The following is a 17,397-nucleotide window of genomic DNA, read 5'->3' as shown; positions in this document are numbered from 1 at the left end:
CATTAATTCTGTTTCTGTTCTGCAATGCCCATTGTCTCCCACCAGCGATTCAGCGGGAAGTAAACCACAGGTGCCCACAGGCTGCTGAGAATGGCAGAGCTCAGTGCAATAAATTGGTGATACGTCCAGATGTCGGAGAGCGATCGACCGCCTGAAACGCTAAATTGTAGCGCCGTGATCGTCTCCGAAACCACTGCCATCAAGAAAACAATCAACGCCACTGAAATAAAATCTTCTTGGACATAGCGCTGCTTTTGCAGCTTTGCGGTCAGCGCCCCCACCACAATCAATCCAAGCGCATGAGTAGGATGGGATGAAGACATTCCATCTTGTAGTAACCCTAAAATTAATCCTGCCATCGCCCCTTGCCAGACGACGCGCTTAACACTCCATGCCACAACCCAAATTAAAAGCCAGTTCGGACTAATTCCCGCTAATTCCATTCCAGGCAATCGTAGCGGGAGCAACAGCAGACATAACCAGACCGATCCCACCGTGATCCCACCGTTGAGGAGTGGGCGAGCGATCGGATAGGTATCCGTGAATTTTGCGATCGCACGAAGAGTCATGGCGTAGGGCTGGGTAAGGCGGTTGGAGCAGGCGAAGCGGAAGATCCATCAGGTGCAATCGTTGCCTCTGGCAAGGGCGATGCTGCGGGTTGTGGAGCAGCAGGCTGAGGATCTGCAAGGGCGGGTGTATGTGGATAAATGATTGCCCACTCTAAATAGTTGATTGGAGCGGTTAGCTCGATCGTCGCTTCAGGAGCAGGGCTTTTGGTGAGATCAACCGATTCCACTCGTCCAACTGGAATTCCTGCTGGAAACAACTGGCTAAACGAAGAAGTAGTGACCACATCGTCTTTGCGAACATCGGGGACTTTTTCAAAAAATTCCACCACTGCCCGATTTCCCGTTTTACCGCGCAGGTATCCCATAAACCGACTACGGCTAATTACCACACCCACATGACTGGATGGATCGCTCAGCAGGAGAACGCGGCTTGTACTCGCGGTCGTCTGCGTCACTCGCCCGACGAGTCCTCCTGGGCTCAGAACAACAGCCCCTTTTTTGACCCCATCATTTGTGCCGCGTCCAAGCGTCACTTGTTGCCACCAGTGGCCTGCGCTGCGCCCGATCACAGGTGCCGGAAGCCCTTTCACTTGCTTCGATCGAGCCAGTCCCAGTAATTCTTCTAATTTCTGATTTTTGCTCTCTAGCTCAATCAGCCGCTGGCGCAGTTCGTTATTCTGAGCAGTTGCTAATTGTTCGGGTAAAACAGGCTTGGACTGAAATGGACGGGTAAGCCATTGATAGGTTTCCATCACAAAACCAGCTTGAGTCTGCCGAACTAAGAGTGCCGTTCCTAGTCCCAGGGTAGCAAGAGTAAATGGGACTCCAAAGCGATCCCACCAGCGGCGCAATTCGTACATTCAGCATTCTCAAGAGATAGACTGCATAGCAAACTGAGTCTTATCGATGCAAGACTTTACATAATTTCCACGCTTTGATGCGCCTGATCAGGACAATCTAGCGGGGCGGACGAGTGCTGAAAACGCGCTCTAATTGCTTAAAGTTTTCTAACACGCGACCTGTCCCCAACACAACACAACTGAGCGGATCGGCGGCAACGTGAACCACAATTCCGGTTTCGTGGCTGATCAGGGTATCCAGTCCTTTGAGCAATGCGCCACCCCCTGCCAGCATAATTCCTCGATCGATAATGTCTGCTGCAAGTTCCGGTGGTGTGCGCTCTAGAGTGCGCTTGACAGCATCGACAATCACAGAAAGTGGCTCTGACATACTCTCGCGAATCTCAGGCCCTTTAATCGTCACGGTTCGCGGCAGTCCAGACAGCAAGTGCAAGCCTCGTACTTCCATGACTTCTTCGTCGGCGGCACTCGGATAAGCAGAACCGATTTGGATTTTGATTTCTTCAGCCGTGCGTTCCCCAATCACCAGGTTGTGAACCTTTTTCATGTACTGAACGATCGCATCGCTCAATTCATCCCCTGCGACTCGTACCGACTCGCTCAAAACTGTTCCTTGCAAACTCAGAACCGCGACTTCAGTTGTGCCTCCACCAATATCGATGATCATGTTTCCGGTCGGTTCTGCTACGGGTAAACCGGCACCGATCGCGGCAGCAACAGGTTCATCGATCAAATACACTTCACGCGCTCCGGCTTGTGAAGCTGCTTCCATCACCGCACGACGCTCGACTCCAGTGACTCCACTAGGAATGCCGATCACGATGCGAGGGGAAACGAGCGCTTTGCCTTCGTGGACGCGCTGAATGAAGTGTTTCAGCATCAACTCAGCCGTATCAAAATCGGCAATTACACCGTCACGCAGGGGGCGCAGGGCGACTACGTTTCCGGGTGTGCGACCCAGCATTCGTTTGGCATCTTCACCTACGGCTAGTGGAACTTTGTCGGTTTGATCGATCGCGACAACGGACGGTTCAGATAAAACAATGCCTTTGCCAGATACGTAGACTAGGGTGTTAGCGGTACCGAGATCGATACCCATGTCCCGCGAGAGGGAGAAGCGACTGAAAAGACCCACTAGATTCCTGCCTCTTAAAGTGTAATGAGTATGCTGAAGATTGCAATGCTACGCAATGATGTCAGTCGATAGTGGATCTTATTATAGTTTCCACCCTGAGTCTAGGGGCATTTCCGAAGAATTACCTAGCCGTGAGATGAAATTCACCAAAAGGATCGAGTCTTCGTTTAGGCAGCAAAATCGATTAACATAGAGGCGATCGCTAAATAGGGTACAGATGAACTATGAGCTTAAATGTCGTGACGCTGGTTGGACGGGTTGGTGGGGAACCTGATGTCAAATATTTTGAGTCGGGCAGCGTTAAATGTCGCTTGACGCTGGCGGTGAATCGACAAACAAAAAATAGTGACCAGCCCGATTGGTTTAATTTGGAGCTTTGGGGCAAGCAAGCGGATGTGGCAGCAAATTATGTTCGCAAAGGCAGCTTGATTGGAGTTAAGGGATCGCTGAAGCTGGATACCTGGACAGACAAAAACACGGGAGCCGCCCGATCGAGTCCTGTGGTTTTGGTCGATCGTTTGCAGCTTCTCGGCTCAAAGCGCGACAACGAAGGTGGAGATACTTCCGCTTACGAAGAAGATTTCTAGAATCTCTGGGCGGGGAGTCTTCCCCGCTAAATTCCTGGAGATCGTCCCGGTAATCGGTCTCGCAGTTCTCCTCTACGTTTGTCCATGCGCTCCGCAAATTTCTGCCGCTGCTCTATACTCAGCACATTTCGGATCTCTAACATACTGTTGAACTGAGCATCTGCGACCTTGGCTCTCAGATCTTTGACTTGACGATATTTTTCTTGGATCTGAGCATCGGTTGCAGTTCCCGCCATCAGAGCGCGAAGTTCTTGCTGTGCTTGGCGAGCAGCGTTTCGATCGTTACTTAACTCATCCCGATAGCGCGATCGGATCTGCTGAATCTTGGTCATTTGATCGGCTGAAAGATTCAGTTCACGCATCAATCCTCCGTCGCCTCTACCGGGACGATCGCGCATTGAACGAGCGGGAACTTGGGCGATCGTTTCGGTGAAACGATCTTGCCGGAAATCTACCGCCCGTAATACTGCTGCACTTCCAACTAATACTAAAACTGATGAAGTTGCAATCAGGGCAACACGACGCAACATAGTACTGAACTCCTAATTAGTAGAATCGACCAGCGCAAGGTAATCAGAATTGGTATCGCTAGTTCCGTCTAAAACCGTTGACCAGCTACTTTCCATAAAGGCTTCGAGGGTTGCAGCATCGGGTGACGGCGATCGAACAGGTTGAGCAATCATCACACCAATAAAACTTGCTGCAATTCCCGCAGTAAATAAGATGAGCGGACGAGAAACGCGGCGCTTTGGCAAAGATTGAATAATTCGATCTTCTAAATCCGGTGCTGCGGCAGGCGGTGAAGATCGATGCTGCCGAAGAAACTGAGCGAGATCCTCGTCATCTTGGGAAAATGGCTTCATAGTTGAACTCCTTGACGATCGAGAAATTGGCGCATTGCCCCACGTGCATGAAATAACCTTGATTTCACTGTACCAACCGGAATTTCTAAAATATCAGCGACTTCTTTTTGCGGCATTCCTTCCAAGTCATGCAGCACTAGAATCGTGCGATGGTCGAAGCTCAATTCCTTCAAGCCGCGCATGACAATATCTTCGTAGTGCATCTGCATCAGATCGGGGGCATCTTGCTGGGTGGGGGCGTGTTGGGTCAGGACTTCGAGGCGCGATCGGCTTTTTGCTGCCGCTTGGCGGTAATCGGATGCCACATTCCAGACAATTCGATACAGCCAAGTGGAGAACTGGGAATTTTGGCGAAACTTGGGTAAGCCTTTCCAAACCCGCAAGAATACTTCTTGAACCAAATCATCGATCGCGTGAGGATCGCACAGTTGGTAGAGCAATGCCCGGACGCGATTTTGATAGCGTCTGTAGAGGCGGCGAAAGCTTTGAGTATTTCCCGCAATGCTGTCTTTGATCAGTTCGCGATCGCCCTGATCGGCAAAATTTGAGGGAGAATCATCTGCTTGCACCGGGAATATAGAACCTATCCAAGAAATTTCTGCCGTAGTCACTGACCAAGTGCCATCCATTCAAGATACTGTTTAGACTGCAACGGGTTTAGAAAGGTTCAATTAACCATTGCTGACTCAAATTGAAATGAGTAGTCTTGTACAAGAAATAGTTTTAGCAGGATTTTGGTCGCGGCGTATTGATGAGACCCATCGCTTAGTTTATGCAGTAGATGACGAGCCTTTAACCGTAATTTCTTGCTGATACCACTACGCCGATTGAGAAGTTCTAATAACTCTGCTGCTCGGATTGATTCAGATAGCATAGGATCGATGAGAAGAAATCACTCCTTTTGCTTATGTCTGCGTCGTCTCAAGTCGTTTTAATTACGGGTGCATCGGCGGGAATCGGAGCCGCACTCGCGCAAACGTTAGCCGATCGCTTGCCCAACGTCCGATTGATTCTGGCGGCTCGGAGCATCGATAAATTAGAAAAAATCGCTGATCGGATTCGTCAGTCTGGAGTTGAAGTTCTCGTTGTCGCAACGGATATGGGACAGCCGGATCAGGTCAAGGCGTTGGCGCAGACGGCGATCGACAAGTTTGAGCGCGTAGATGTACTGGTGAATAATGCGGGTTACGGACAGATGGGGCCTGTTGAGTTGATTCCGATCGAATCCGTTCAGCGACAGTTTCAGGTAAATGTGATCGGTGCGATCGGATTGATTCAAGCCTTAATTCCGGTGATGCGCGATCACGGCGGCGGCAAAATTATTAATGTCAGTTCGCTCGGAGGTCGGATTGCGTTTCCGTTTGGTGGATTGTATAGCGCTTCTAAGTTTGCGCTGGAATCGCTCAGCGATAGTCTGCGGCGGGAATTAGAGCCGTTTAATATTCGAGTCAGCGTAATCGAACCGGGGCCTGTCAGTACAGAATTTTTTGATGTGGTCGATCGTGAAGTTCATAACACGATGCCCGATGGGAAGAATACACCCTATCGAGCCGCGTTTGAGCAACTGAAAAACTTGGATAAAATTACAAAACGTCAGGCTTGGACTTCGGAGCGTGTCGCGACTGTGATCATCAAGGCGATCGTGGCGAAGCATCCCCGCTCTCGTTACATTGCAGCGACCGCAGGCGGCTTGACTGTATTTATGATGACAAAGGCACTTCCCACATGGATCGTCGATCGCTTTTGGCAAAGATTCTACGGCATCGATCGCGTTGCCAAGGAATGGAAAACTCGTCACCGTCAGCCCTCCCTGTAATGGATCTCCTCGAATATCAAGCCAAAGATTTGTTCCGCGAAGTCGGCATTCCGGTGCTGCCTTCGCAATGTATCGAGCGTCCGACCGATCTCAAAGCGCTGAAAATCCCGTATCCGATCGCGCTCAAATCTCAAGTCTATGTAGGTGAGCGTGGACGGGTTGGGGGTGTGCGGTTTGTGTCGAATACGATCGACGCGATCGCAGCGGCGCATTCAATTTTTAATCTGCCAATTATGGGGGAATATCCCAAAGTCTTGTTGGCAGAAGCAAAGTATGAGGCGCAGCAGGAGCTTTATCTCGCCGTTGTTCTCAATCAATCAATTCGACGACCTGTGATTCTGGGATCGACAAAAGGGGGAATCGATGTGCAAACGGCGATTGACGAAATGCAGCACGTCATCATTGATCAAGAATTCTCCTCGTTTTATGCGCGACGCTTAGCGCTGAAAATGGGACTACAAGGGAACCTCATTAACGCTTTCAGTGAGATTGTTGAGCGACTGTATCGCCTGTTCATCGACAAAGACTTAGATTTAGTTGAAATTAATCCACTCGGCGTGAGTGCGACAGGTGAGCTAATGGCACTCGACGGGAAAATCACCGTCAATGATGCCGCTTTGGGCCGTCATCCTGCATTAGCTGCTCTCGATCCCCGTCCTCGCAAGTTTGGCATCGATCGCTTACCAGAGTCGCTAACGACGATCGATCCAGAGGGACAGATTGCGATTTTGTGCAACGGAGCCGCTTTAACGATGACAACGATGGATATGATCGCTCAAGCAGGCGGAAAATTACTGCACTATGTCAATATCGGCAGTGACACGCACCACAACTGGCAACCCGAAACGCTGTGCGATCGACTAGAGCAAGGTTTATCGTTGCTATCAAGAAATAAGCAAGTTAAAGCGATATTAATCAACATGGTGAGCGGAACGGTCAAGAGCGACCAAGTTGCAACCGCGATCGTTCGCTTTCTGCGTCCGCCTGCACCGACAAGAGCCATTAGCAACAAAGAAGATCTTAGAATCAGTCGGGGCGCTCCATCACCAAAGTTGGTTGTGCGGCTATTGGGCACGAACCTAACCGAAGCAAAAGAGCAACTCTCGGTCACTCCAGCCATTCTGATCGATGATTTGGATAGTGCGATCGCGCGGTTAATTGCTCTTGCGAAAAAACGAGAGAGTTAAGCGCTCTTATCTATTTTTAATCAAGGTATAATCAGGTAATTCTACTGATTTTTCTAGACAAAATTAAGTTGCATTTGTTGATTTTGGCAAATCTAAGGATTTCCAATCTCGCTGCGCCTTCTATAATTTGAGAAATAGCCAAAATTTGCCTGTTCTAGCACTCGGCAAAAAGATAGATTCAAATTCAATTTGCTCACTGTTCGGTAAGTCTTGCAAAAGACGAATACGTACCCGCTCGTTTCAACAATTTGGGCAGGTTGCATTCGTCGAAACTGACCGTTTATATTCCTAGCAAAAGGCTCACTTTGAACAGTAACCGACATCATTCCTCGGAATGATTTATTTATCCCTTGCTTACCTACCTTCTTATGAATTTTACGCCAGCTAGCAAAGTCATTGTGCAGGGCATCCTAGAGCCATTGGGAAAACTCTATGCGCCACTCATGCAGCAGTATGGCACACAAATTGTCGCGGGTGTGAGTCCGGGTCACGGTGGGCAGACGCTTGCAGGAATTCCAGTGTTCGATATGCTCGAACAAGCCTTACCAAAGGTTGGTGGGGCAGATATAACAGTAATTTTCTCGCCACCTTATGCCGCGTTGGATGCAGCCCTCGAAGCAATTTCGGTTGGCATCCGTCAGATTGTCCTCGTCAGTCACGGAATTCCCCCACTTGATATGGTACATCTGATCCGCAAAGCTGAGGCAACTGAAACCTTGATTGTGGGCCCAAACAGTCCGGGTGTGATTGTACCGGGACAAGTGCTGCTAGGGATTCATCCGCCAGAGTTTTACCGACCGGGTGCGATCGGGCTTGTAAGCCGCAATGGAACGCTCACGTATGAAGTGGCTTGGACGCTGACACAGGCGGGGTATGGACAATCGATCGCAGTGAGCTTAGGAGGTGATCAGATCGCGGGTTCCACGTTTCCGCAGTGGCTTCAGATCTTGGACGAAGATGAGCAGACTGATGTGATTGTGCTGGTTGGGGAAATTGGCGGGGACTTTGAAGAAACCGCAGCCCGATATATTGCAGAAGCGATCGACAAACCTGTGATTGCGTATGTGGCAGGTCGCAGCGCTCCCCGAAATCGCCGCATGGGACACGCGGGCGCAATTATTGATTTACAGGCTGCAAATGTTGGGCCTGATTTGGGAACCGCAGAAAGCAAGGTTGCAGCCTTTAAACGTGCAGGAATCCCAGTGGCTGAACGCCCTTCTGAGATTCCTGAAATCATGAAACGAATTTTGAAAACGCCTGTGCGAGAAGCAATCTAGCGAAATTATACCTCGGTTGCTTTTGCCAGTTCCGCGGGTTTTACAAATCCCGCATAAGCCGCGAGTACAGCCGTTAGAGCGTTAAACCAAACGTTGTTACCGTAGATTGGCATCAGACCAAAGGTGGTATTAGTTGCAGGAATCAAGCCGAACAGCACGATCGCGGTGTAGGCGATTGCAAAACCTTGGTTGTAGACAAGTGAACCGCTGAAGCTAGTTGCTGCGGCAAGTCCCAACAAACCAACAACGATATGCACTGCATTATGCACATAGTTGGTCGGGAACAATCCAAACAAGTGACCGTAACCATCCGAAGAAGACAGGCGAGGAATATAGACATCACCCGTTACAGGGGCACTTCCAGGTAGTGCCATGAATTGAGGAAGAAATCCAGCGATTCCGATCGTTAGAAAAGTAATGCCAAGAATGAGGGCAACTGCCTTTTCTAGGTCTGCTAGGCTTTTGAAGGAAATTTTAAACTTGTCTTGCATGATAGTGTTGTGGGTTCAATGAGTAGTCGTAAGCAAAAATGTCGTAAGCAAAAATGTTGCTTATAGTTTTCATTGAACTATGTTCTACATGAAAGAAATCTGCCGAAAGACTATTACTTTCACAAAACCTGCTGAATACGAAAAAAGTGCTTTCATCTGTCTCAAGCAGCATTCTGAATTTTTTCATTTCCGACATAATAGAGCGCAAATTGAAGGTTTGCTGGGCTATGAATGACGGGATTGAGTTACTACGATCGCATCGAGATCGCCTATTTGAATTAATCGATCGATTTTCTGAAGCGACTGTATTAGTGGTCGGAGATTTGACGCTAGATGAATTTCTCAATGGGGAAGTCGAACGAGTATCACGGGAAGCTCCGGTGCTGATTCTGCGCCACGAAGAAACGCAGCAAATTCCGGGCGGCGGCGCGAATGCAATCTACAATTTTGCCCAATTGGGAGCGACAGTTAAAGCAGTGGGACTCCTCGGAAAAGACATTCAAGGGCAAGCACTAGCACAACTGTTAGAAGCAGCAGGAGTCGATATAGAAGGGGTCGTTTGGGAGGTCGATCGACCCACTGTAACCAAAACTCGAATTACAGGACACTCGCGCCAGTCTGTAACACAGCAGATTGTGAGAATTGATCGTAAATCGAATGCGTTACCCGCGCTTGAACTTCAGCAGCAGTTAGCCGCTTATATTCGCGATCAGATTGATCTCGTTGATGCGATCGTCTGCTCTGATTACGGCGATGGGACGCTAACGCAACCGGTGATCGAAGCAGCATTAGAGCATTCAAGAACGATCGTTGATTCGCAAAAGCAGATTCCGCGTTATCAGGATGCAATGATTTTTACGCCTAACTTACCCGAAGCAGAGTTAGCCGTTGGATATGCGATCAGTGATGCTGCATCGCTGTCTAGAGCAGGGCGAGATTTACTACGATTAACGCACGCGCAATACATTCTGATCACCCGTGGTGAACAAGGGATGACATTGTTCGATCGTTCCGGCAACGAGCAGCATATTCCCGCTTTCAATCGTACAAAGGTTTTTGATGTGACTGGAGCCGGAGATACGGTGGTCGCTGCGTTAACACTTGGATTAATTGCAGGCGCAACGGTCTGGGAAGCAGTGGTGTTAGGCAATTTAGCAGCAAGTATTGTGGTGAGACGATTCGGAACGACAACGACAACGACAACGGAGATGAAAACGGCATTAGAAACGCTGATTGAGCGATCGGAGCTTGAAGTCGTAGCATTCAACAATTACTAAATCTCGCGTAATAAGGGAATATCGAAGCATCGTTTGGTGCAGTTGTGACTTGTTCGATCTTTTAACATCAATTCGCCTTATTAGGGTTAGAGGATTGTTGAAGGTTAGAGTTCTCATTCTCATTGGGGTCAAAAATTTCATCGTCAATCGCGCCTCGCACCGAAAAAGCTTGTTGCGGAATGGCGATCGAGATTCCTGCCACATCCAGCGCTCGCTTTAATCGCTTCCGAAATTCGCGCCCCACATACCATTGCTGCAACGGTTGAGTTTTAATCCAAATTCGGATTGTGACTCCTTCATTGCTGATATTTTCAACTCCTAAGACTTGGGGTGTTTCTAATATTTTGGTTTGCCAGTTTGGGTCGTGGCTAATGTCCTGTCCAACTTTTTCGATTAAGTGAATCGCCTGATCCACATCGGCATCAAACGCGATCGCAATCGATAAATCAACTCGCGACCAATCCTTAGAAAGATTCTCGACGATCGAAATCGCACTGTTTGGAATCGTAATTAATCGCCCTTCTGAATTGCGAATCTGCGTAATCCTTAAGCTAATTGATTCAACAAATCCCGTCATCGTTCCAACTTGGATCACATCTCCGACTGCGTACTGATCTTCCAACAGAATCAGAAATCCATTAATCACATCCTTAATTAAGTTCTGCGACGCTAAAGAGATGCCAAGTCCAATAATTCCCGCACCTGCTAACAATGGCAAAACTTGGATCCCAAGAATCGATAAGATTGTGATCAAACTAATGCTGACCCAAATCAGTGTAGATAACCCTTTGACAACGCGGGAGAAAGTCGAGACACGCAGCGCCACTCGTTGAGAAACATCCGGAGTAGATTGCTGGGGAATATCAAGCGCAATAAAGAGACGATCGATTAATAGTTCACTGAATCGAATCGCTAGATAGGTTAGAACAATAATTCCTAATACCTTCAACGGAGTCGAAAGCACAAGCGGCTGAAGCGATCGCGTTTGCGGAAACAGCCCTAAAATCGTATATCCACCCGTTGCCCAAATGATGAGCTGCACAAGCTGAAGCGATCGACGGCGCACATCTTTCATGGTGCGTTGCTGACGATTTGCTAACTGTTGTTTCACCATCAACTGAGTGCGAGAACTCGCCATTTCAGGCGTATTGGGCGGCAATTCAGAGAGAGATAATGCTTCGCTGTGCTGGTGTCTTTGATGCCTTCGGAGGTAAGCTTGCAAGCGAGAAACCAGCCAACTTAAAGCAACCATACCCAACAAAATCGCGCTCGCCTTCCCTGCCTGTTGTGCAATAAATTCAGGCTGCCGTTCGCGCTGTGCCTGAATCAGACCGTCCCGAATGATTTGCGTCAAACTTTCTGCATAAGTCGTTAGTTCTTGTCCTTGCAGTTGAGCATCCAGCGTCGTCACAGTCATGAGATACTGCCGATTCACCGTAATTATAGGCAGATTACTGCTGGTGTCGATCGTCGCGGTAACCTGTGGTGCAGCCGCGCTGGTTTGATTTGCGAGGCGCTGTAGCGTTGCTTCGATGCCTTGCACTCGGACTTGAAGCGCGCTGCTTTGGTTCGGCTGACTTGCTCCACTGTTGGCTGGAACCGCAATCTGAAACAGTTCTCGTCCATCTAGACGGACTGGAGCCGTTCTGACCTCGGTATTGCTAAATTGCGGGAGTTCCAGTTTTGGACTCGGTAGAACAGGATTCTGCGCTAGAGCCGAAGAACTCAACATCAGTAAGATGCTTAAGACAACCGTGAAGATAAACCTGCGCGATCGCAATTCACACCTCCTTTTGATTTATCAGTCGAGGATTCTAGCGAAGCGGCTGTAGCGATCGTCTCTCCATTGCGGAAGAAGTGCAAAAACAAACGCCTCCTGAAGATCTTCAGGAGGCGTAAGATTTCAACCGATAGACCTAAACGGCGATGGGTTGACGTTGTTCTGTCCAGCGTCCGAGGGGTTTACCGACGATCGCGAGCTGCTTCATCAATTGATCAAACTGATCCGGGGTGAGCGATTGCGGCCCATCCGATAAGGCTTTCTTCGGATTCGGGTGAACTTCGATCATCAGCGAATCAGTTCCTGCTGCAACCGATGCCATCGCCATTGCAGGAACGTACTCAGCGCGTCCGGTTCCGTGACTTGGATCAATCATGATGGGCAGGTGGGTCAACGTTCTGAGAACGGGGATCGCTGCGAGGTCTAAAGTATTTCGGGCGTATTCGCGATCGAATGTCCGAATTCCGCGTTCGCACAGAATTACATTCGGGTTTCCGGCAGCAAGGATGTATTCTGCTGCCATCAGCCAGTCTTCGATCGTCGCTGCCATTCCCCGCTTGAGCAGAATCGGCTTGTCTTGAGCGCCAACTTTCTTCAACAGCGAGAAGTTTTGCATATTGCGTGCGCCGATCTGAATCACGTCAGCTACTTCTGCCAACGGTTCTAGATCTGCGGCATCCATTAATTCTGTAATAATCCCCAGTCCGGTCGCTTCACGTGCTGCTGCCAGCAAACCGAGTGCGCTTTCTCCGTGTCCTTGGAATGCATAGGGAGAAGTCCGGGGCTTGAATGCGCCACCTCTAAGGAACTGTGCGCCTGCTGCTTTGACTCGACGAGCCGTTTCGATAATCATCTCTTCGTTTTCGACCGAGCAAGGGCCTGCGACCGTGACGATTGGGTGATTCTCACCGATGTAAACGACACCATTCGGGGTTGAAATCGGAACTTCGCTGGCTTCACCGTGGCGATACTCGCGGCTTGCCCGCTTGAAGGGTTGCTCAACTCGTAAAACCTGCTCGATCCAATCGCTGGATTCTTGAATCTGGAGTGGCTCCATCTCAGCCGTGTCACCGACCAAGCCAATCACGACTTTATGCTTTCCAACAATCTTTTCGGGAGAGAGTCCCCAAGTCGAGAACTCTTCGGTGAGGCGGGCGATTTCGGCTTCCGGGGAGCCGACTTTCATAACCACAATCATGTTAAACGTTCCTGCTGAATGTGTTGATTCTTGTGCCGATCGAGCAGTGAACTGCCCGGATCAGTCTGCTGTCAATTAATCGTACCGTACTCGATCGAATCCCTAATTCTGGCTGCGTTTTTGGCGCTGCTGCTCGCGGGCTTCTTTCCAGGCTCCGGTCAGTCGTCCAAAGTTGGTCGAGAATTCGCTGGCTCCAACAATTCCACCGACGCGATCTTCGTCCCACGAGGCTGAGAGAATGCCGTAGGACAATCCAACCACCCCTAACCCAAAAAAGAGCATACTCACAAGCACAACCGCAGTATTCGGCAATTTGTAAATGCCTTGGGTCACGATGAAATAGCTGACCACAAATGTAGCGATGCCCAACGTCGTCGGAACGCCGCAAAAGAACGCCATCCGCCGCGCCATCCGCCGACTGACCACTTCAGGGACAGCGAGATCTTCGCGGCTGGGAGCGGGGGCCTGAGCCTTTTTCGGAGAAGATTTGGGGCGCTTCTCGATTAGGGCTGGCTTTGCTTCTTTTGCGGGAGTTTTCGCGGGTTCGGGCGCGGGTTTTGCGGATGACTTCGCTTTCTTGCGTCCTGGCTCGAATGGAAGTCGCTCTGAGTTGGGATCAGGGGCGTTATCGGGCATGGATTTAACCCCGGATACCAAGACGGGTAATCAGAGCGCGATAGCGATCGGCATCGCCTTTCTGGATGTAGGCAAGAAGGCGCTTGCGCTGACCAATCATCTTCAGCAGTCCGGTGCGGGAAGCGTGATCTTTTTTGTTGCTTCTGAGGTGCAGGCTGAGCTTGTTGATGCGCTCGGTGAGCATTGCCACTTGCACGTCTGCCGATCCGGTGTCGGTTTCGTGAACTTGATATTGGCTAATAATTTCTTGTTTGCGTTCTTGTACCAGTGCCATTGAGAGTTTGTCCTGAATTGCGATGAATACGGCAGCTTTTAATATTATCACAGCAATTCGGGGGAGAGGTAAGGGAAATTTTGGGGAGTGGGGAGTAGAGGAGAAAAATTAATCCCTCTACGCCTTACCTTAATGACTTAACAGAACTTTTGCGCTGAGGCTGGGGAGGTCGATCGCAGATCTCCCCTCATTCACTGCGATTTCGCTGCCCTCGTTCCAGTCCTGCCAACAGCAATCGGTTGGAAGATTCTCGATCGCATAATTCTCATAAGTTTGATCAGAGAAATTTGCGACCACAATCACCCTTTCGCCGTCATCGTTCCAGCGCACATACGCCAAAACTTTATCGTCTAGATGCTCGAAGAAAAATTCGATATTGTCGGTGCGGAGCGAGGATTTTTCGTGACGGAGGGCGATCGCTCGTTTGTAGAACTCAAACAAATCGCGATTGTGGTCGAGCAACGACCAATCTAATTGGTTCGGCTCCAGAGTTGTTTGCGTTTTGTGGGTGGCTTGTCCGAATTCATCACCCATCCAGATCATGGGAATACCCGGAGCAGTAAGCTGAAGAATCACGCCGAATTTGACGCGATCGAAAGCAGGCTGATCAAAAATGCCAACATCGCCCAGTTCAACAATCATGTGTTCGCGATCGTGTGTTGCTAGATAGTTAATCACTGAGGTTGCGCCAGCGTACCCTTGTTGACGAGCATCGATCGCTTTCTTGAGTTCCTCTAAATCGACCGATTGACCGATAAGCGCGTCTTTCAGGAAGTAGCGGAAGCTTTCATGCCAGCAAGCATCAAACACACCTTTGGGGCTGCAAACCTCACTGGTATCAGGAATATGCTCTGCAATCTGATAAAAAGGCTTATCTTTAATTTCAATTTGCTGAAATAACCAGCCAAAGAATTCATAGTTTGCGATTTGGCGCACGGCATCATAGCGAATACCATCAATGTGATACTCGCGAATCCAGAATTGCACTACATCGCGAACAAAATTCCAGGTCGGTCGAATGTTGCGATCGCTGTCGTAATTTTCGTAGCTCAGCTCAGGCCCCCAATAGTTTGCATCATCTTCGGGATAATGCCGATCGTGGTAGTACCAATAGTCACGATCGATCTTTAACAACGGGCTTTCTTCATTTGTGTGATTGAAAATGCAATCAATCAAAACGCGAATTCCGCGCCCGTGACATTCATCGATCAAGCGTTTAAAGTCTTCGGGTTTGCCGTAGCTGCTTTCAAGTGCGAAAAAGTGAAGCGGCATATAGCCCCAGCGATAGTCGCCATCGTATTCGGTAACGGGCATGAGGGCGATCGCATTAATGCCCAATTCGCTTAAATGATCGAGCTTGTCTAAGACCTGCTTAAACTTAGTGGGATCAGAGATATCAGTGCCTTTTCCGCAGAAATCTGCAATGTGCATTTCGTAGAGAATCACATCGCGATTTTCGGGAAGCGGTTGACGATCGTGCTGCCAGATATATGTATCTGAAATGCGTTGTCCGTCTTTTACTCGTACAACTCCATTTTCTGTTTTACGATCCATCTCCGTCATGTATGGATCATTTGTCTCAACCCATTGTCCTTGCAAGGCGGGACTGTTTGATTTTACGCGCAGTTTGTATTGATATTGCCCATCTTCGAGATTGACTTTTACCCGAAAAAACCCATCTTCGCCCTTCTGCATTGGGATATCTTCTTGAGTGAAAGAACCAACGAGATGAACCGCTTCGTTGCGTGGGGCGAACACATTAAATTCGATCGGGCTACTCATAAAAATAAATGGTAAAACTGTTTTGTCTGAAAAGTATTACTGTTCTGAAACTGTTCGTGCATCTGACCGCTGAAGGACTTCTGCCGACTTGCTAACTATCCCCAGATAGATCTTCTATCAACAGGCAGAGATCAAATAGTTCGCATCCATAGTAATATAGAAAGCCATTTGATCCTTGAATTTGTCCTTACGCTCCACGCCCGATCGTATCTAGACCTTAGTGGCTAAACTAATGAACGGCGAAGAAACTAATCGAGATCTGACGCTTCAGACTTCTACCGAAACCCCTCCAGAACGAAAACCTCCTCGTTGGCGACGATATTTGGTTCCTGCTTTAATTGGAGCTGCGATCGTCGGCGGATTGGGTTGGATTCTGTTTAATCGACTGATTTTGCCGATCATGATTGCCAGTCAGATGAAACCGCAACCGACTCCGGTACCGCTTGCAAATCCGAAGGCAGCGACGATCGAAGATAGCTCTGACTATGCCGCCAGCCTCGATTCCCGCCAGTCGGTAACATTGCAGCCAAGGGTCTCTGGGCAAGTTGCAGCGATTTTTGTGCGCCCCGGACAGCAAGTGGAAGCAGGGCAACCCTTAATTCAGATTGATTCCGCCGAACAACGCGCTCAGCTTGCGAGTCGGCAGTCTGCAACACAAACCGCTCAAGCTGAGGTGGAATCGGCACGGGCAGATGTAGCAGCCGCGAATGAAAACTTGCGATCGCTTGATGCTCGACGCGCTACCGCCGAATCAAATGTGCAATTAGCGCAACAAGAATACAACCGCTTTGTGCAACTGCAAAAAGAAGGCGCGACCAGTCAGCAAGTCGTGGATCAGCGATTAAATGCGCTGCAAACCGCTCAAGCTGCCCTCAGGGAAGCCAGTGCGGATCTCGCTGCTCAACGTGCCGCCATTCAGCGGGCAGAAACGACCGTTGCTCGAAATCAGCGAGCCGTCGAACAGGCGCAAGCGAATACGGCTGAAGGCGCTGCCCAGTTACAAAATTTCACGATTACAGCACCGTTTGCAGGCACGATCGGGGACATTCCTGTGAAAGTGGGTGACACGGTGAGCAATACAACTCAACTACTCAACGTCACGCAAAATCAACAGTTAGAAATTCAGATTCAAATTCCTCTAGAGCGAGCTTCCGCGCTCAAGACGGGATTACCTGTCAAGCTGCTAAACGAGAAAGATCAGCCAATCCAAACCGGACAAATTTCCTTTGTTGCACCGAACGTTGATCCGACGACGCAATCTGTACTGACGAAAGCGCGATTTGCCAATGTTGGAAATCTACGAACTTCGCAATTTGTCAGAGCGAGAGTGGTTTGGGCAACTCGTCCGGGTGTGTTAGTGCCAACCACGGCAATTTCGCGCTTAGGTGGAAGAGATTTTCTGTTTGTCGCAGCTCCGTTCAATGCTTCAGGGTGTGAAGCGCCTGCTGCGCCTAGAGGGGGTGGAAAAATTGAAGTGACTCCCGATCAGTTAGTTGCAGCACAAAAGCCCATTCAGCTTGGCAGAATTATCGGTAACGAACAAGAAGTGCTAGAAGGAGTCACAGCCAACGATCGCATCGTAACTTCGGGAATTTTACAACTGCAAAACTGTGCGCCGATCGCAGATGCCGCACAGATTCAGCGTCCACCTTCACCTTAACCTTA

General features: G+C 49.3%; 18 protein-coding genes and 1 pseudogene. 7 read left to right on the top strand and 12 right to left on the bottom strand.

What is annotated here, in order from left to right:
* Positions 1-2: 2 nt before the first annotated feature.
* From mreD to NC981_RS08415, 3 genes are all read right to left on the bottom strand, one after another.
* The gene (gene mreD, locus NC981_RS08425; protein WP_348242420.1) at positions 3-569 is read right to left on the bottom strand and encodes a rod shape-determining protein MreD; all 567 of its coding nucleotides are present in this window, start codon (positions 567-569) and stop codon (positions 3-5) included.
* Positions 566-1,429 carry a rod shape-determining protein MreC gene (gene mreC / locus NC981_RS08420; RefSeq protein WP_348242419.1) on the bottom strand — a complete coding sequence of 288 codons (864 nt, stop codon included), beginning with the start codon at positions 1,427-1,429 and terminating at the stop codon, positions 566-568. Before mreC ends, mreD begins: the two co-directional genes overlap by 4 nt.
* A 97-nt stretch (positions 1,430-1,526) precedes the next feature.
* Positions 1,527-2,528 (bottom strand): rod shape-determining protein, encoded by a 1,002-nt coding sequence (locus NC981_RS08415; RefSeq protein WP_190377003.1) that lies wholly within the window; start codon positions 2,526-2,528, stop codon positions 1,527-1,529.
* A 260-nt stretch (positions 2,529-2,788) separates the two neighbouring features.
* Here NC981_RS08415 and NC981_RS08410 point away from each other — a divergent pair, with 260 nt between their 5' ends.
* Entirely contained in the window at positions 2,789-3,151 is a 363-nt protein-coding gene (locus NC981_RS08410) for a single-stranded DNA-binding protein (protein ID WP_190377004.1), read from the top strand.
* A 26-nt stretch (positions 3,152-3,177) separates the two neighbouring features.
* Here the strand turns inward: NC981_RS08410 and NC981_RS08405 are convergent, their stop codons facing one another.
* The 3 genes from NC981_RS08405 to NC981_RS08395 are packed head-to-tail and all read right to left on the bottom strand — an operon-like array spanning position 3,178 to position 4,643.
* Positions 3,178-3,681, bottom strand: a complete 504-nt coding sequence (locus tag NC981_RS08405) for a Spy/CpxP family protein refolding chaperone (protein ID WP_348242418.1) — start codon at positions 3,679-3,681, stop codon at positions 3,178-3,180.
* Between the two features lie 12 nt (positions 3,682-3,693).
* Positions 3,694-4,014 carry a hypothetical protein gene (locus tag NC981_RS08400; RefSeq protein WP_190377006.1) on the bottom strand — a complete coding sequence of 107 codons (321 nt, stop codon included), beginning with the start codon at positions 4,012-4,014 and terminating at the stop codon, positions 3,694-3,696.
* On the bottom strand, positions 4,011-4,643 hold the full coding sequence (locus NC981_RS08395) for a sigma-70 family RNA polymerase sigma factor (RefSeq protein WP_348242417.1): 633 nt from the start codon (positions 4,641-4,643) through the stop codon (positions 4,011-4,013). Before NC981_RS08395 ends, NC981_RS08400 begins: the two co-directional genes overlap by 4 nt.
* Positions 4,644-4,722: 79 nt before the next feature.
* Here NC981_RS08395 and NC981_RS08390 point away from each other — a divergent pair.
* The 4 genes and pseudogenes from NC981_RS08390 to NC981_RS08375 form a co-directional block, all read left to right on the top strand.
* Positions 4,723-4,827: pseudogene (locus tag NC981_RS08390) on the top strand (type II toxin-antitoxin system YoeB family toxin); the annotation flags it as partial.
* 94 nt (positions 4,828-4,921) lie between these two features.
* The gene (locus tag NC981_RS08385; protein WP_348242416.1) at positions 4,922-5,830 is read left to right on the top strand and encodes an SDR family oxidoreductase; all 909 of its coding nucleotides are present in this window, start codon (positions 4,922-4,924) and stop codon (positions 5,828-5,830) included.
* Entirely contained in the window at positions 5,830-7,017 is a 1,188-nt protein-coding gene (locus tag NC981_RS08380; RefSeq protein ID WP_348242653.1) for a succinate--CoA ligase subunit beta, read from the top strand. Before NC981_RS08385 ends, NC981_RS08380 begins: the two co-directional genes overlap by 1 nt.
* A 368-nt stretch (positions 7,018-7,385) precedes the next feature.
* On the top strand, positions 7,386-8,294 hold the full coding sequence (locus NC981_RS08375; protein WP_348242415.1) for a CoA-binding protein: 909 nt from the start codon (positions 7,386-7,388) through the stop codon (positions 8,292-8,294).
* A gap of 5 nt (positions 8,295-8,299) precedes the next feature.
* On the opposite strand, the gene NC981_RS08370 is transcribed toward NC981_RS08375, so the two are convergent.
* Complete coding sequence (locus NC981_RS08370) at positions 8,300-8,785, bottom strand: DUF4383 domain-containing protein (protein WP_348242414.1); 486 nt, start codon at positions 8,783-8,785, stop codon at positions 8,300-8,302.
* A gap of 227 nt (positions 8,786-9,012) precedes the next feature.
* Between NC981_RS08370 and NC981_RS08365 the strand changes: the two genes are divergently transcribed.
* Positions 9,013-10,062, top strand: coding sequence for a PfkB family carbohydrate kinase (locus NC981_RS08365; protein WP_348242413.1), 1,050 nt, complete (start codon positions 9,013-9,015; stop codon positions 10,060-10,062).
* Positions 10,063-10,129: 67 nt separating this feature from the next.
* Here NC981_RS08365 and NC981_RS08360 read toward each other — a convergent pair whose 3' ends face one another.
* From NC981_RS08360 to NC981_RS08340, 5 genes are all read right to left on the bottom strand, one after another.
* Entirely contained in the window at positions 10,130-11,794 is a 1,665-nt protein-coding gene (locus tag NC981_RS08360; RefSeq protein WP_348242412.1) for a mechanosensitive ion channel family protein, read from the bottom strand.
* 184 nt (positions 11,795-11,978) lie between these two features.
* The gene (gene aroF, locus NC981_RS08355; RefSeq protein ID WP_190377012.1) at positions 11,979-13,040 is read right to left on the bottom strand and encodes a 3-deoxy-7-phosphoheptulonate synthase; all 1,062 of its coding nucleotides are present in this window, start codon (positions 13,038-13,040) and stop codon (positions 11,979-11,981) included.
* Between the two features lie 102 nt (positions 13,041-13,142).
* Complete coding sequence (locus NC981_RS08350; RefSeq protein WP_190377013.1) at positions 13,143-13,676, bottom strand: PAM68 family protein; 534 nt, start codon at positions 13,674-13,676, stop codon at positions 13,143-13,145.
* A gap of 4 nt (positions 13,677-13,680) precedes the next feature.
* Positions 13,681-13,950 carry a 30S ribosomal protein S15 gene (gene rpsO, locus NC981_RS08345; protein ID WP_190377056.1) on the bottom strand — a complete coding sequence of 90 codons (270 nt, stop codon included), beginning with the start codon at positions 13,948-13,950 and terminating at the stop codon, positions 13,681-13,683.
* A 129-nt stretch (positions 13,951-14,079) separates the two neighbouring features.
* Positions 14,080-15,732, bottom strand: a complete 1,653-nt coding sequence (locus NC981_RS08340; RefSeq protein ID WP_348242411.1) for an alpha-amylase family glycosyl hydrolase — start codon at positions 15,730-15,732, stop codon at positions 14,080-14,082.
* Between the two features lie 232 nt (positions 15,733-15,964).
* Here NC981_RS08340 and NC981_RS08335 point away from each other — a divergent pair, with 232 nt between their 5' ends.
* Positions 15,965-17,392 (top strand): efflux RND transporter periplasmic adaptor subunit, encoded by a 1,428-nt coding sequence (locus NC981_RS08335; RefSeq protein ID WP_348242410.1) that lies wholly within the window; start codon positions 15,965-15,967, stop codon positions 17,390-17,392.
* Positions 17,393-17,397 lie beyond the last annotated feature (5 nt).

It is taken from the genome of Leptolyngbya sp. DQ-M1, from assembly GCF_039962505.1.
Classification (GTDB): Bacteria; Cyanobacteriota; Cyanobacteriia; order Leptolyngbyales; family Leptolyngbyaceae; genus Leptolyngbya.
This window is presented reverse-complemented; position numbering and strand designations above follow the sequence as displayed.

Excerpts from the sequence above, each read along its gene's own strand:
- NC981_RS08410 (WP_190377004.1), top strand. The coding sequence starts at position 2,789 with ATGAGCTTAAATGTCGTGACGCTGGTTGGACGGGTTGGTGGGGAACCT.
- NC981_RS08350 (WP_190377013.1), bottom strand. The coding sequence starts at position 13,676 with ATGCCCGATAACGCCCCTGATCCCAACTCAGAGCGACTTCCATTCGAG.
- aroF (WP_190377012.1), bottom strand. The coding sequence starts at position 13,040 with ATGATTGTGGTTATGAAAGTCGGCTCCCCGGAAGCCGAAATCGCCCGC.
- rpsO (WP_190377056.1), bottom strand. The coding sequence starts at position 13,950 with ATGGCACTGGTACAAGAACGCAAACAAGAAATTATTAGCCAATATCAA.
- NC981_RS08405 (WP_348242418.1), bottom strand. The coding sequence starts at position 3,681 with ATGTTGCGTCGTGTTGCCCTGATTGCAACTTCATCAGTTTTAGTATTA.
- NC981_RS08340 (WP_348242411.1), bottom strand. The coding sequence starts at position 15,732 with ATGAGTAGCCCGATCGAATTTAATGTGTTCGCCCCACGCAACGAAGCG.
- NC981_RS08365 (WP_348242413.1), top strand. The coding sequence starts at position 9,013 with ATGAATGACGGGATTGAGTTACTACGATCGCATCGAGATCGCCTATTT.
- NC981_RS08415 (WP_190377003.1), bottom strand. The coding sequence starts at position 2,528 with ATGGGTATCGATCTCGGTACCGCTAACACCCTAGTCTACGTATCTGGC.
- NC981_RS08375 (WP_348242415.1), top strand. The coding sequence starts at position 7,386 with ATGAATTTTACGCCAGCTAGCAAAGTCATTGTGCAGGGCATCCTAGAG.
- NC981_RS08335 (WP_348242410.1), top strand. The coding sequence starts at position 15,965 with ATGAACGGCGAAGAAACTAATCGAGATCTGACGCTTCAGACTTCTACC.
- NC981_RS08360 (WP_348242412.1), bottom strand. The coding sequence starts at position 11,794 with ATGTTGAGTTCTTCGGCTCTAGCGCAGAATCCTGTTCTACCGAGTCCA.
- NC981_RS08380 (WP_348242653.1), top strand. The coding sequence starts at position 5,830 with ATGGATCTCCTCGAATATCAAGCCAAAGATTTGTTCCGCGAAGTCGGC.
- NC981_RS08395 (WP_348242417.1), bottom strand. The coding sequence starts at position 4,643 with ATGGATGGCACTTGGTCAGTGACTACGGCAGAAATTTCTTGGATAGGT.
- NC981_RS08385 (WP_348242416.1), top strand. The coding sequence starts at position 4,922 with ATGTCTGCGTCGTCTCAAGTCGTTTTAATTACGGGTGCATCGGCGGGA.
- mreD (WP_348242420.1), bottom strand. The coding sequence starts at position 569 with ATGACTCTTCGTGCGATCGCAAAATTCACGGATACCTATCCGATCGCT.
- mreC (WP_348242419.1), bottom strand. The coding sequence starts at position 1,429 with ATGTACGAATTGCGCCGCTGGTGGGATCGCTTTGGAGTCCCATTTACT.
- NC981_RS08400 (WP_190377006.1), bottom strand. The coding sequence starts at position 4,014 with ATGAAGCCATTTTCCCAAGATGACGAGGATCTCGCTCAGTTTCTTCGG.
- NC981_RS08370 (WP_348242414.1), bottom strand. The coding sequence starts at position 8,785 with ATGCAAGACAAGTTTAAAATTTCCTTCAAAAGCCTAGCAGACCTAGAA.